11 protein-coding genes are annotated in these 13768 nt (G+C 75.2%); all 11 read left to right on the forward strand.

The features are described 5' to 3' along the window. Nucleotides 1-93 precede the first annotated feature (93 nt). Nucleotides 94-3648, forward strand: a complete 3555-nt coding sequence (gene smc, locus HKK73_RS07570) for a chromosome segregation protein SMC (RefSeq protein ID WP_171467750.1) — start codon at nt 94-96, stop codon at nt 3646-3648. A 151-nt stretch (nt 3649-3799) separates the two neighbouring features. Next, the gene (locus HKK73_RS07575; protein ID WP_043660617.1) at nt 3800-4183 is read left to right on the forward strand and encodes a hypothetical protein; all 384 of its coding nucleotides are present in this window, start codon (nt 3800-3802) and stop codon (nt 4181-4183) included. A 29-nt stretch (nt 4184-4212) separates the two neighbouring features. Continuing rightward, a complete protein-coding gene (gene ftsY / locus HKK73_RS07580) occupies nt 4213-5394 on the forward strand; it encodes a signal recognition particle-docking protein FtsY (protein ID WP_144722805.1) in 1182 nt (393 codons plus the stop codon). A gap of 282 nt (nt 5395-5676) precedes the next feature. Beyond that, a complete protein-coding gene (locus HKK73_RS07585) occupies nt 5677-6990 on the forward strand; it encodes an ammonium transporter (RefSeq protein WP_171467751.1) in 1314 nt (437 codons plus the stop codon). After that, the gene (locus HKK73_RS07590; RefSeq protein ID WP_021483028.1) at nt 6987-7325 is read left to right on the forward strand and encodes a P-II family nitrogen regulator; all 339 of its coding nucleotides are present in this window, start codon (nt 6987-6989) and stop codon (nt 7323-7325) included. The genes HKK73_RS07585 and HKK73_RS07590 overlap by 4 nt, the downstream gene beginning before the upstream one ends. A gap of 16 nt (nt 7326-7341) precedes the next feature. Continuing rightward, nucleotides 7342-9189, forward strand: coding sequence for a [protein-PII] uridylyltransferase (locus HKK73_RS07595; RefSeq protein WP_171467752.1), 1848 nt, complete (start codon nt 7342-7344; stop codon nt 9187-9189). Between the two features lie 111 nt (nt 9190-9300). After that, on the forward strand, nt 9301-10914 hold the full coding sequence (gene ffh, locus HKK73_RS07600; protein WP_034652454.1) for a signal recognition particle protein: 1614 nt from the start codon (nt 9301-9303) through the stop codon (nt 10912-10914). 149 nt (nt 10915-11063) lie between these two features. Further along, entirely contained in the window at nt 11064-12185 is a 1122-nt protein-coding gene (locus HKK73_RS07605; RefSeq protein ID WP_043653254.1) for an amidohydrolase family protein, read from the forward strand. Between the two features lie 179 nt (nt 12186-12364). Next, a complete protein-coding gene (rpsP, locus tag HKK73_RS07610) occupies nt 12365-12802 on the forward strand; it encodes a 30S ribosomal protein S16 (RefSeq protein WP_021482888.1) in 438 nt (145 codons plus the stop codon). Continuing rightward, a complete protein-coding gene (locus HKK73_RS07615; protein WP_021482889.1) occupies nt 12802-13041 on the forward strand; it encodes an RNA-binding protein in 240 nt (79 codons plus the stop codon). The genes rpsP and HKK73_RS07615 overlap by 1 nt, the downstream gene beginning before the upstream one ends. Nucleotides 13042-13177: 136 nt before the next feature. Beyond that, nucleotides 13178-13768 carry a ribosome maturation factor RimM gene (rimM, locus tag HKK73_RS07620; protein ID WP_085388125.1) on the forward strand — a complete coding sequence of 197 codons (591 nt, stop codon included), beginning with the start codon at nt 13178-13180 and terminating at the stop codon, nt 13766-13768.

The raw sequence follows: 13768 nt of genomic DNA on the forward strand, positions 1-13768 counted from the left end.
GGCGTTCGCGTGCCCGCCGCGGTGTCCGCGGTCCGCCACGGCCGGTCGCGGACGTCCGCAGGATCGTGGGAGCGCCGCACTAGGCTCGGGTTCGTGCACCTCAAGACCCTGACGCTGCGCGGCTTCAAGTCGTTCGCGTCCGCGACGACGCTGAGCTTCGAGCCCGGCGTGACGTGCGTCGTCGGGCCGAACGGCTCGGGCAAGTCGAACGTCGTCGACGCGCTCGCGTGGGTGATGGGGGAGCAGGGCGCCAAGACCCTGCGCGGCGGCAAGATGGAGGACGTCATCTTCGCCGGCACGTCGGGCCGGCCCCCGCTCGGGCGCGCCGAGGTGTCCCTGACGATCGACAACACCGACGGCGCCCTGCCGATCGACTACACCGAGGTGACGATCTCCCGCACGCTGTTCCGCAGCGGCGGGTCCGAGTACGCGATCAACGGCAGCGCGTGCCGCCTGCTCGACATCCAGGACCTCCTCTCCGACTCGGGCCTCGGCCGGGAGATGCACGTGATCGTCGGCCAGGGGCAGCTCGACGCCGTCCTGCGCGCGACGCCCGAGGACCGCCGCGGCTTCGTCGAGGAGGCCGCGGGCGTCCTCAAGCACCGCAAGCGCAAGGAGAAGGCGCTCCGCAAGCTCGACGCGATGCAGGCCAACCTCACGCGGCTCGCGGACCTCACGACGGAGATCCGGCGCCAGCTCGGCCCGCTGGGGCGGCAGGCGGAGATCGCGCGCAAGGCCGCGACGATCCAGGCCGACCTGCGCGACGCGCGGGCCCGGCTCCTCGCCGACGACCTGGCCCAGCTCACCGCGACGCTCGAGCAGGAGATGGCCGACGAGGCGGCCCTGCGCACGCAGCAGGCGGAGGTCGAGCGCGCGCTCGCGACGGCGCGCGACACGCTCGGCCGGCTCGAGCGCGAGGCCGCGGAGGCCGCGCCCGCCCTCGGGGCCGCGACGGACGTCTGGTTCCGGCTCTCGTCACTGCGCGAGCGGCTGCGCGGCACGCGCACGCTCGCCGAGGAGCGCGTGCGTCTCCTCGGGCGCCCCGAGGCGGCGCCCCGCGGGCAGGACCCGGACGAGCTCGAGGCGCAGGCCGAGCGCGTGCGCGCGACCGAGGCGGAGCTCGAGGCGGAGGTCGCCCGCGCGCGCGACGCGCTCGCCGCCGCGGTCACCGACCGGGAGGACGCCGAGCAGGCCGCGGGGGAGGCGGAGCGCGCCGTCGCGACGCTGCTCCGCGGTGCCGCGGACCGCCGCGAGGGTCTCGCGCGGCTCGCCGGGCAGGTCGCGGCGCAGCGCACGCGCGTCGAGGCGGCGGAGGCCGAGATCGGGCGGCTGCGCGAGTCGCTCGCGGAGGCCGAGCACCGGGGCACGCAGGCGCGCACCGAGTTCGCGGTGCTCGAGACCCAGGTGGTCGGCGCCGAGGAGGGCGAGGAGGGCCTCGACGCCGAGCACGAGGCCGCGGCAGACGCGGTCGAGCGCACGACCGCCGCCGTGACGGGCCTGGAGGCGGACGCGTCCGCCGCGGACCAGGAGCGCGCGACGTGGAGCGCACGCATCGAGGCCCTCGAGCTGAGCCTCGACCGCAAGGACGGCGCGGGCGCGCTGCTCGCGGCGGACGGCGTCGGCGTCGTGGGGTCGCTCGCGGCCCTGCTCGGCGTCGAGGCGGGATACGAGGACGCGGTGGCCGCGGCGCTGGGCCCGGCCGCCGACGCGGTCGCGGTCGAGTCGGTCGACGCCGCGGTCGACGCGCTGCGCTACCTGCGCACGGAGGACGCCGGGCGTGCTGGCCTCGTCGTGGCGACCGCGGAGCCCGGCCCTGGCCCTGCCGCCGTCGACCTGCCCGACGGCGCACGCTGGGCCGTCGACGTCGTCACCGCCGCCGGCGGCGTCGGCGAGGCGGTGCGGTCCCTGCTGGCGGGGGTGGCCGTCGTCGACGACCTGGGCCAGGCGCGCGCGCTCGTGGCGCGGCACCCGGGCGTCGCCGTCGTGACGCGGGGCGGGGACCTCCTCGCGACGACGCGCGCGTGGGGCGGGTCGGCGTCGGCGCCGAGCGTGCTGCACCTGCAGTCGGCGCTCGACGAGGCGCGCACCGCGCACGCCGACGCGACGGCCCGCGCCGAGCGGGCCCGGTTCGCGCTCGTGGGCGCGCGCGAGGCGGCGCAGGAGGCGCGCGCCCGGTACGAGGACACGCTCGACCGGCTCAACGAGTCCGACGCGCAGCTCGCCGCGGTCGCGGAGCAGCTCGGGCACCTGGGGGCGACCGCACGCTCGGCCGCCGCGGAGGCCGAGCGCGTGCGCACGTCGCTGGAGCGGGCGTCCCAGGGTCTCGACGACGCACGCGAGACGCTCGCGGGGCTCGTCGAGCGGCTCGAGGTCGCGGAGGCGGCGCCGGAGCAGTCCGAGGACGCGGTGGCGGAGGCGAGCGCCGAGCGCGACCGACTCCTCGCACGTGCTTCGGCGGCGCGCACGGCCGAGACCGAGGCGCGGCTCGCCCTGCGCACGAGCGAGGAGCGCTCGCGGGCGGTCTCGGGCCGGGCCCAGTCGCTGGCCCGGGCGGCCGCCGCGGAGCGCGACGCGCGCGAGCGGGCCGCGCGGCGCGAGGCGGCGCGGGTGCGGCAGGCGGGCCGAGCGTCCGCGGTGCGCGACGGCGCGACGCTCGCCCTCGCCGCGATCGACCGGTCGCTGGGCCGGGCGGGCGCGGAGCGGGACGCCGCGGAGGCGGCACGGGCCGAGCGCGACACCGCGGTGACCGCCGCGCGCCGCGAGGTCGACGACCTGGCGGCGCGCCTGCGCGAGCTGACGGACGTCGCGCACCGCGACGAGGTGGCGCGCGCGCAGCAGCAGCTGCGCATCGAGCAGCTCCAGGCACGCAGCGTCGACGAGCTCGGGCTCGACCCGGCCGTCCTGGTCGAGGAGCTCGGCCCGCACCGCGAGGTCCCCGTCCCCTCCGACGACGGCGAGCCCCGCACGGTCCCGTACGACCGCGCCCAGCAGGAGAAGCGCCTGCGTGCCGCGGAGCGTGACCTCGGCCGCCTCGGCAAGGTGAACCCGCTCGCGCTCGAGGAGTTCGCCGCGCTCGAGGAGCGGCACAAGTTCCTCGCCGACCAGCTGGCCGACCTCAAGAAGTCGCGCGCCGACCTGCTGGAGATCGTCAAGGAGATCGACGAGCGCGTCGAGCGGGTGTTCTCGGACGCGTACCGCGACACCGCCGAGCAGTTCGAGCGCGTGTTCGCCCGCATGTTCCCGGGCGGCGAGGGGCGCCTGGTCCTCACCGACCCGGACGACATGCTGACCACGGGCATCGAGGTCGAGGCCCGTCCCGCGGGCAAGAAGGTCAAGCGCCTGTCCCTGCTGTCCGGCGGCGAGCGCTCGCTCACGGCGGTCGCGCTCCTCGTCGCGATCTTCAAGGCGCGGCCCTCGCCGTTCTACGTCATGGACGAGGTCGAGGCCGCCCTGGACGACGTGAACCTCGGTCGCCTGCTCGAGATCTTCCGCGAGCTCCAGGAGGACTCGCAGCTCATCGTCATCACGCACCAGAAGCGCACCATGGAGATCGCCGACGCGCTCTACGGCGTGACGATGCGCGGCGACGGCGTCACGACGGTCATCAGCCAGCGCATGTCCGAGGCGCGCGAGGAGGTCTCCGCCTGACCGGCGCGGGGCGGTCCGTCCGCCTCGTCCGCACCTGGGCGGAACCTCCAGGATCGTTGCAATTCCGGGCCTTGTGAAGATGTGGTGCTGATCGCCGAGCCCCGGCGTGGCTGCGGTCGCGACGCATTCCGGCGCCCGGATACTGGAGGGCATGGTCTGGATGTTCGTGTGGCTGGGGCTCACGCTCGGCGTCGCCGCCGTCGTGTTCCTGTTCGCGAGCGTCGTCGCGCGCGCCGAGGCGCAGTCGACCGGTGCGACGGGTGACCGACGGGACGGCGAGCAGGGGATGCGCGCCTTCTGGCGCGACTTCCGCTCGGGGCTGCGGCGGCGTCGCCGCCGGGGCGACAACCCGGGCCAGCACGTCGCGACCGTGCGCATGCCGCGGCCGGTGGACACGAGCATCGACGACTTCTTCACGGCCACGCAGGTGTCGTCCAACGCGTACGTCGACGCCGAGGAGCTCACCGACGTCCTGCACCGCGCGCGCGAGCGCGTGCGCCCGCTGCACCCGGGGGAGCGCCCTCCCGAGGCGTGAGCACCGCATCGGTCTGAGAGACTTCCGGGGTGAACGACCTCCTCCCGCTCTGGATCGTCCTCGGCGTCCTCCTGGTCGTCGGCCTCGTCACCGCCGGGACCGTGTCGGTCCGTCGCCGCGGTCGCCGCGACCTCGTCGAACCCCCGCCCACGGCCCCTGCCGCGCCCCCCGCGACCGCGCCGGACGCCGTGGAGGCACCGCCCGGCACGGCGACCGTGGAGGCGCCGCCGGAGCCCGACGTCGCCGCCCCGCCCGCGCTCGAGCGCCCGGAGCCGGTCGGTGGTCGGCTCGTCCGGCTGCGCGAGCGCCTCGCGCGCTCCGGGTCGCCGCTCGGCGCCCGCCTGCTGTCCGTCCTCTCGCGGGACCACCTCACCGAGGACGACTGGGACGAGCTCGAGGAGACCCTCCTCCTCGCGGACGTCGGCGCCGGGCCGGCCGGCGAGCTCATCGACGCGCTGCGCACCAAGGTCCGCGTCCTCGGGGTGCGCGACGCCGCGAGCGTGCGCGACCTCCTGCGCACCGAGCTCGTCGCGCTCGTCGACCCGACGCTCGACCGCTCGCTCGCGACGTCCCCGCGCACCGCCGAGGACGGGTCCACCGTGCCCGCCGTCGTGCTGGTCGTGGGCGTGAACGGCACCGGCAAGACGACGACCGTCGGCAAGCTCGCGCGCGTGCTCGTCGCCGAGGACCGCAGCGTCGTGCTGGGCGCTGCCGACACGTTCCGCGCCGCGGCCGCCGACCAGCTCGAGACCTGGGGCTCGCGCGTCGGGGTCCCGACCGTGCGGTCCGACCGTGACGGCGCCGACCCGGCGGCGGTCGCGTTCGACGCGGTGCGCCGCGGCCGCACCGAGGGTGCGGACGTCGTGCTCGTCGACACGGCCGGGCGCCTGCAGAACAAGCAGGGCCTCATGGACGAGCTGGGCAAGATCCGGCGCGTCATCACCAAGGAGGCCCCGCTGTCGGAGGTGCTCCTCGTGCTCGACGCGACGACGGGGCAGAACGGCCTCAACCAGGCACGCGTCTTCGGCGAGGTCGCGGGCGTCACGGGCATCGTCCTGACGAAGCTCGACGGCACCGCGCGCGGCGGCATCGTCGTCGCGGTCCAGCGCGAGCTGGGCGTGCCCGTCAAGCTCGTCGGCCTGGGAGAGGGGCCCGACGACCTCGCCCCGTTCGACCCGGAGCAGTTCGTCGACGGGCTCCTCGGCGCCTGAGGCGCGGGCGCGGCCGGGCGCGACGCCCGGCCGCAACGCCCGGCCATAGTGCCCGGCCGGGTGCCGGTCCGGGTCGCCCGGCGGGTCACGGTCGTGTCACGGCGCGATCACGGCCCGGTCGCGGCGCCGGGCTCCGGGCGCCCGCGCGGTGCGGCGAAACCGAACGTTTACGTCCGGGCCGCCCTTGTCACGCCGGCGTAACGCGGCGACACCGCCGGGGAAACCCGCCCGCACCACCGTAGTCCCCGACCGGCCGCCCGGCCGGCGAGGGGAGATGATCCGATGGAGTGGGACACCGGGGCGACCGCGTGGATGCTGACCTCAGCATCCCTCGTGCTCCTGATGACGCCCGGACTGGCGTTCTTCTACGGCGGCATGGTCCGCGCCAAGTCCGTGCTGAACATGATGATGATGTCCTTCGGCGCGATGGCCGTCGTGGGCGTCGTCTACGTGCTGTGGGGCTGGTCCATGTCCTACGGCGAGGCCGGCACGGGTGGCCTGTTCGCCAACCCGTTCGCGCAGTTCGGTCTCTCGGGGGCGATCACGGACGCCGACGGCAGCGCCGTCGCGAGCACGCTCGGCAACTACCCGAACGTGGTCGACATCGCGTTCCAGGTGACGTTCGCGATCATCACGGTCGCGCTCATCTCGGGTGCGCTCGCCGACCGCGTCAAGTTCGGCACGTGGCTGACGTTCACGGCGATCTGGGTCACGGTCACGTACTTCCCGCTCGCCCACATGGTGTGGGGCGGCGGCTTCCTCTCGGCCAACGAGAACGGTCTCGCCGCGAAGGTGTTCGGGGTGACCGACGGCGCCGCCACGGTCGCGCCGATCGACTTCGCGGGCGGCACCGTCGTCCACATCAACGCCGGTGTCGCGGCGCTCGTGCTCGCGCTCCTCATCGGCAAGCGCAAGGGCTTCGGCACCGAGCCGATGCGCCCGCACAACCTGCCGTTCGTCATGCTGGGCGCGGCGCTGCTGTGGTTCGGCTGGTTCGGCTTCAACGCGGGCTCCGCGTTCGGCGCGAACGAGACGGCCGGCCTCGCCTGGATCAACACCACGAGCGCCACGGCGGCCGGCATCATCGGCTGGCTCGTCACGGAGAAGATCCGCGACGGTCACGCCACGTCGCTCGGCGCCGCGTCCGGCGTCGTCGCGGGCCTCGTGGCGATCACGCCCGCCGCCGGCGCGCTCAACCCGGTCACGTCGATCGTCCTGGGCCTCGTCGCCGGCGCGCTCTCCGCGCTCGCGGTCGGCCTGAAGTACCGCTTCGGCTACGACGACTCGCTCGACGTCGTCGGCGTCCACCTCGTCTCCGGCCTCTGGGGTACCGTCGCGATCGGCTTCCTCGCGACCGACACGGGCCTCTTCTTCGGGGGCGGCGCGCAGCAGCTCGTCGTCCAGGTGCTCATCGCGCTGGTCGCGATCGTCTTCACCACGATCACGACGACGGTCATCGGCCTGATCCTCAAGGTCACGATGGGCTGGCGCGTGAGCGAGGACGCGGAGGTCGGCGGCATCGACCTCGCGGTCCACGGCGAGACGGCGTACGAGTCCATCCAGCAGGGCAGCGTCATCAGGGAGGTGCGGGCATGAAGCTCGTCACGGGAATCATCCAGCCGCACCGGCTCGACGACGTGAAGTCGGCGCTCGAGGCCGCGGGCGTGCGGGGCATGACGGTCAGCGAGGCCAGCGGGTACGGCCGCCAGAAGGGCCACACCGAGGTCTACCGCGGTGCCGAGTACACGGTGGACCTGGTCCCCAAGGTCCGCATCGAGGTCCTCGTCGACGACGCCGACGCCACCGCGGTCACCGAGGTGATCGTCAAGGCGGCGCAGACCGGCAAGATCGGCGACGGCAAGGTCTGGACGGTGACCGTGGACGACGTCGCCCGGGTGCGCACGGGCGAGCACGGCCCCGGCGCCCTGTGAGGAGACGGACCCTCGGATGACCCACCACGCCGACACCCCGACCACGGGCGGGGTCGCAGGGGGATCGGCGGGGCGCCCGGCAGGGCCGGGAGAGCACGGCACGCAGGTCCCGCACCCCGACGGGGTGCGGGACCTGCGTGCGCGGATGCTCGACGTCGCGCGGTCCATGAGCGGACCGGGCCGCAGCGGGGTCGCGCGCCGCGCCGCCGTCGTCGACCTCGTCACGTCCTCGCTCGCGGGCCTCTGGCTCGAGGCGACCGACGGCGTCGCACCGGAGGGGCTCGCGCTCGCCGCGGTCGGCAGCCTCGGGCGGGGCGACATGGGCCCCGCGAGCGACCTCGACCTCGTCCTCGTCCACGACGGCCGCACCCACACCGCCGGCGACGTCGCGCGCGTCGCCGAGCGGCTCTGGTACCCGCTGTGGGACGCGGGCGTCGACCTCGACCACGCGGTGCGCTCCCTCTCGCAGTGCCGCCAGGTGGCGTCGAAGGACGTCCCCGCCGCCGTCGGGTGGCTCGACGTGCGCGCGGTCGCGGGGGACGCGCTCGTCGTGCACCGCGCCTCGTCCGCGGTGCTCACCGACTGGCGCTCCGCGTCGCGCCGCCGCCTGCCGGACCTGCTCTCCTCGACGCGCGAGCGCGCCGAGCGGTCCGGCGAGCTCGCCTACCTCATCGAGCCCGACCTCAAGGAGTCGCGCGGCGGCATCCGGGACGCGGTCGTGCTCTCGGCGCTCGCGGCGACGTGGCTCACCGACCGCCCGCACGGGTCGGTCGACCGCGCGCACGCCCACCTGCTCGACGTCCGCGACACGCTCCAGGTCGTCACGGGCCGGCACACGAGCCGCCTCCTGCTCGCCGACCTCGACGAGGTCGCCGCGCTGTCCGGGTACGACGACCCCGACGAGCTGCTCGCGAGCCTCGCGGCGGCGGGTCGCGAGATCTCCTACGCGCTCGACACCACGGTCCGCCGGGCCCGGCAGGCGCTCCAGCGGCCGTCGGTCGCCCGGCGCCCGGTGCTCGTGCGGGGACGCCGCGCGGCGCCACGGCTGCGGCCGGTCGGCGACGGCCTCGTCGAGCACGACGGCGAGCTCGTGCTCGCCGTGGACGCCCACCCCGAGTCCGACCCGCTCCTGTCGCTGCGCGCCGCGGCGACCGCGGCGCGCACGGGCCTGACGCTCTCGCCCGTGTCCGTCGCCAGCCTCGCGCGCTGCCCCGCCCTGCCGGAGCCGTGGCCGCGCGCCGCGCGGGCCGCGTTCCTCGCCCTGCTCGGGTCCGGCCAGGCGCAGGTCGCGGTGTGGGAGGCGCTCGACCTCGCGGGCGTCGTCACGACGTGGATCCCCGAGTGGGCGGGCGTGCGCAACCGGCCGCAGCGCGCGGCCGTGCACCGGCACACCGTCGACCGGCACCTCGTCGAGGTCGTGGCGCGTGCCGCGCGCGCCCGCAAGGAGGTCGAGCGCAGCGACCTGCTGCTGCTCTCCGCGGTGCTGCACGACATCGGCAAGCGGGCCGGCGCCGCCGACCACTCCGTCGAGGGCGCACGGCTCGTGCCCGCGATCCTCGGCCGCATGGGCTTCGAGCCGGACGTCGTGGCCGACGTCGAGCGCCTCGTGCGCCACCACCTCACCCTCTCGCGCCTCGCCGTGAGCGAGGACCCCGACGACCCGGCGACGGTCGCGGAGCTCGCGGACGCCGTCGACCACCGCGCCGACCTGCTCGTGGTGCTGCGCGCGCTCACGGAGGCGGACGCGTCGTCGCTCGGCCCGAGCGCGTGGACGGCGTGGCGCGCGCGCCTCGTGGACGACCTCGTGGGCGAGACGCTCCGCGCGCTGGGCGCCGTGCCGGGGGGACCGGGCGCCGCCGGGTAGGCTGGACCCTCGCGGACGGCCCGTCCCGTGCCCGCTCCACGTCTGCCGGGGAGCGGGGACGACGGAGGGCCGACGCGCACGAGACTTCCGACGACTGGTGAGGATGACGCGGTGTTCAACACGCTGTCGGACCGACTGACTTCGACCTTCAAGAACCTGCGTGCGAAGGGCCGGCTGTCCGAGGCGGACATCGACGCGACGATCCGGGAGATCCGGCGCGCGCTGCTCGACGCCGACGTCGCGGTGCCCGTCGTGCGCGAGTTCAGCGCGACCGTGCGCGAGCGCGCGCTCTCGGCCGAGGTCTCGGGGGCGCTCAACCCGGCGCAGCAGGTCGTCAAGATCGTCAACGAGGAGCTCGTCGGCATCCTCGGCGGCGAGAGCCGCGGGCTGCGCTTCTCCAAGACGCCCCCGACCGTCATCATGCTCGCGGGCCTCCAGGGCGCGGGCAAGACGACGCTCGCGGGCAAGCTCGCCCTGCACCTGCGCGAGCAGGGGCACACGCCGCTCCTCGTCGCCGCCGACCTGCAGCGCCCGAACGCCGTCACCCAGCTCTCGGTCGTCGCGGAGCGCGCCGGCGTCCCCGTGTTCGCGCCGCACCCCGGCAACCAGAGCGGCGTCGAGGTCGACGACGTGATCGGCGACCCGGTCGCCGTCGCGCGCGAGGGCGTGGAGACGGCGCGGCAGCGCCAGCACGACGTCGTCATCGTCGACACCGCGGGCCGCCTCGGCCTGGACGCCGTCCTCATGCAGCAGGCGTCGGACATCCGCGACGCCGTGCAGCCCGACGAGGTCCTGTTCGTCATCGACGCGATGATCGGTCAGGACGCCGTCGCGACCGCGAAGGCCTTCGAGGAGGGCGTCGACTTCACCGGCGTCGTGCTCACCAAGCTCGACGGCGACGCGCGCGGCGGTGCCGCGCTCTCCGTCCGCGGGGTCACCGGTCGCCCGATCCTCTTCGCGTCCACGGGCGAGAAGCTCACCGACTTCGAGGCGTTCCACCCGGACCGCATGGCGTCGCGCATCCTCGACATGGGTGACGTCCTCACGCTCATCGAGCAGGCCGAGAAGGCGTTCGACGCCGAGCAGGCCGCGAAGATGGCCGAGAAGGTCGCCACGGGGCAGGACTTCACGCTCGCGGACTTCCTGGTGCAGATGCAGCAGATGAAGAACATGGGCTCGATGAAGAAGATGCTCGGCATGCTGCCCGGCATGGGCCAGATGCGCGAGGCCATCGAGAACTTCGACGAGCGCGAGGTCGACCGCATCGAGGCCATCATCCGGTCGATGACCCCCGCGGAGCGGGACAACCCGAAGATCATCAACGGCTCGCGGCGCGCGCGCATCGCCCGCGGCTCCGGCGTGACGACGAGCGACGTGAACCAGCTCCTCGAGCGCTTCGCGGGCGCGCAGAAGATGATGCGGCAGATGAGCCGTGGCGGCGGCATGCCGGGGATGCCGGGCATGGGCAGCCTCCCGGGCATGGGCGGCAAGAAGGCGCGGGGCCGCCAGGCGCCGCAGCGCAAGGTCAAGGGCAAGTCGGGCAACCCGGCGAAGCGGGCCGCGCAGGAGCGCGCGGCCGCCGCGCGCGCGGCGGGGGAGCTCACCGGTCCCGCGGCGCCGTCGGGCTCCGCGTTCGGCGTGGGGGGCACGGACGCGCCGTCCACTCCGACGCCGGACGACCTCCAGCTCCCGCCCGGCTTCGAGAAGCTGCTCGGCGGCCGCTGAGCCGCGGCCGTCCCGGACGGCCGTCCTCGAGCCCGGGTGCGACCCGCAGCCGCCCGGGCGCTAGGTTATGTCCGTGGCACCGCCCGGTGCCGCACCGCGCCCCCGACCGGGCCGTCTCCCCGTCCCGTCCGTCCTCACCCAGGAGCCGCATGTCCGCGCTGGAAGGCCCCACGCTGCACGTCCGCGGCCACGTCATCGTCGGCGACGACCGCGAGGTGGGCGACCTGTGGGTCAAGGACGGGCGGATCAGCCTCACCCGGCCGTCGGCGCAGGGCACCAACATGGTCGAGCTCGAGGGCTGGGCCCTGCCCGGCCTCGTCGACGTGCACTGCCACGTCGGGCTGGGCGCCCAGGGCGCCGTCGACGCGACGACCGCGCAGGAGCAGGCGCTGACGGACCGGGACAGCGGGGTGCTCCTGGTGCGCGACGCCGGCTCGCCGCTCGACACCCGGTGGGTGCACGGCCGTCGCGACCTGCCGCGCCTCGTGCGGGCGGGGCGCCACCTCGCCCGGCCCAAGCGCTACCTGCGCCACTACGGGCTCGAGCTCGACGACGTCGCCCAGCTCCCCGAGGCCGTGCGCCGCGAGGCACGCCAGGGCGACGGGTGGGTCAAGATCGTGGGGGACTGGATCGACCGCGACCTCGGTGCGCAGGGCGACCTGCGGCCGCTGTGGCCCGACGACGTCCTCGCCGAGGCGGTCGCGGCCGCGCACGCCGAGGCCGCCCGTGTGACCGTTCACGCGTTCTCCGACGAGGTGATCCCGTCGCTCCTCGCCGCGGGCGTCGACGGCATCGAGCACGGGACGGGGATCCACCCCGACCTCATGTACGAGATCTCCGAGCGCGGCGTCGCGGTCACCCCGACGCTGCTCCAGATCGGGCAGTTCGAGAACATCGCGCGCCAGGCGGACGCCCGGTACCCGGTGTTCGCGGCGCGCATGCGGCGCCTGCACGAGCGCCGGTACGAGCAGGCCCGGGCGCTGTACGAGTCCGGCATCCAGATCCTCGTCGGCACCGACGCGGGCGGGACGATCGGGCACGGCCGCCTCGCCGACGAGTGCGCCGAGCTCGTCGCCGCGGGCATCCCCGACGCCGCCGTCGTCGCGGCCGCGAGCTGGCAGGGCCGCGAGTACCTCGGCTACACGTCGCTCGTCGAGGGCGCGTCGGCCGACTTCGTCGTCTACCCGCAGGACCCGCGCAAGGATGTCGGCGTCCTGCGCGCCCCCACCGCCGTCGTGCTGCGCGGCGAGATCGTCGCGCCCGCCGCCTGACGCGGTCCGGCGCCGCCCGCAGGTTGGTCGATGCCCTCGCCGTCTGGCACAATGTCCCGGTACTCGGCGTGCCCCGGCCCCTCTCTCCGGCGCGTGCCGTGTCCTGAACCCCTTCCTCGTCCTGTCCCCACGGGACGATCGCGGGTTCGCCCGAACCAGAACCAGGAGAGACCACCACTGTGGCCGTCAAGATTCGTCTGAAGCGTCTCGGCAAGATCCGTGCGCCGTACTACCGTGTCGTCGTCGCCGACTCGCGCACCAAGCGCGACGGTCGTGTGATCGAGGAGATCGGCAAGTACCACCCCACCGAGGAGCCCTCGTTCATCGAGATCACCTCGGACCGCGCCCAGTACTGGCTCGGCGTCGGCGCGCAGCCGACGGAGCAGGTGCTCGCGCTCCTCAAGGTCACCGGCGACTGGCAGAAGTTCAAGGGCCTGCCCGGCGCCGAGGGCACGCTCAAGGTCAAGGGCGAGAAGGTCGACCCGACCGCCGCCATCGAGGCCGCCGCCGCGGACGCCGAGAAGGTCAAGGCCAAGGCTGCCGAGAAGAAGACCGAGGCTCCGGCCGAGGAGACCGCCGACGCGGCCGACGAGGCCGCTGCCGACGAGCAGGCCTGATGATCGCCGAGGCCCTCGAGCACCTCGTGCGCGGCATCGTGGACAACCCGGACGACGTCCGCGTGGCCACGAAGACGCTGCGTCGCGGTGACCTGCTCGAGGTCCGGGTGCACCCGGAGGACCTCGGCCGCGTCATCGGTCGCGGCGGGCGCACCGCCCGTGCCCTGCGCACGGTCGTCGGCGCGCTCGCGACCGACGGGCCGGTCCGTGTCGACGTCGTGGACGTCGACCGCCGCTGAGGCCCGCACCGACGACGCCCCGCGAGGGGCGACGGGCAAGGCCCGGCCCGCCACCGGCGGGCCGGGCCTTCCTGCGTCCGTCGCCGGAGGACCGGCGTGCACCGTCCCATCCAGCACCACACGAGGAGTCACGACGATGGAGCTGACCGTCGCGCGCGTCGGCAAGGCGCACGGGCTGCGGGGCGAGGTAGCCCTCGACCTGCGCACCGACGACCCCGAGGAACGCCTCGCGGTGGGTGAGCGTCTGGAGACGCGGCCCGCCGACGCCGGCCCCCTGACCGTCGCCACCGTGCGCGTCCACCAGGGCCGCTGGCTCGTCGGGTTCGAGGGCGTGCGCGACCGCACGGGCGCCGAGGCGCTGCGCGGCGTCGAGCTCGTCGTCGAGGCCGAGGCGTCCGACGAGGAGGACGCGTGGTACCCGCACGAGCTCGCCGGGCTGCGCGCCGAGGGGACGGACGGCCGCGTGCTGGGCCGCGTCGAGGGCCTCGAGCACCTGCCCGCGCACGACGTCCTCGTGCTGCGCGAGCCGGACGGCGCCCGCACGCTCGTGCCCTTCGTCCGGCAGATCGTGCCGGTCGTCGACGTGGCCGGCGGCCGGGTCGTGCTCGACCCGCCCGGCGGGCTGCTCGCGTCGGACGCGGAGCACCTGGAGGTCGCGGCGCCGAGCGCCGGCGACGCGGCGGGCGGGCCCGGGCTGCAGGACGCCTCCACCGACGGCGAGGCCTGA

The organism is Cellulosimicrobium sp. 72-3, from assembly GCF_013127315.1.
Classification (GTDB): domain Bacteria; phylum Actinomycetota; class Actinomycetes; order Actinomycetales; family Cellulomonadaceae; genus Cellulosimicrobium; species Cellulosimicrobium funkei.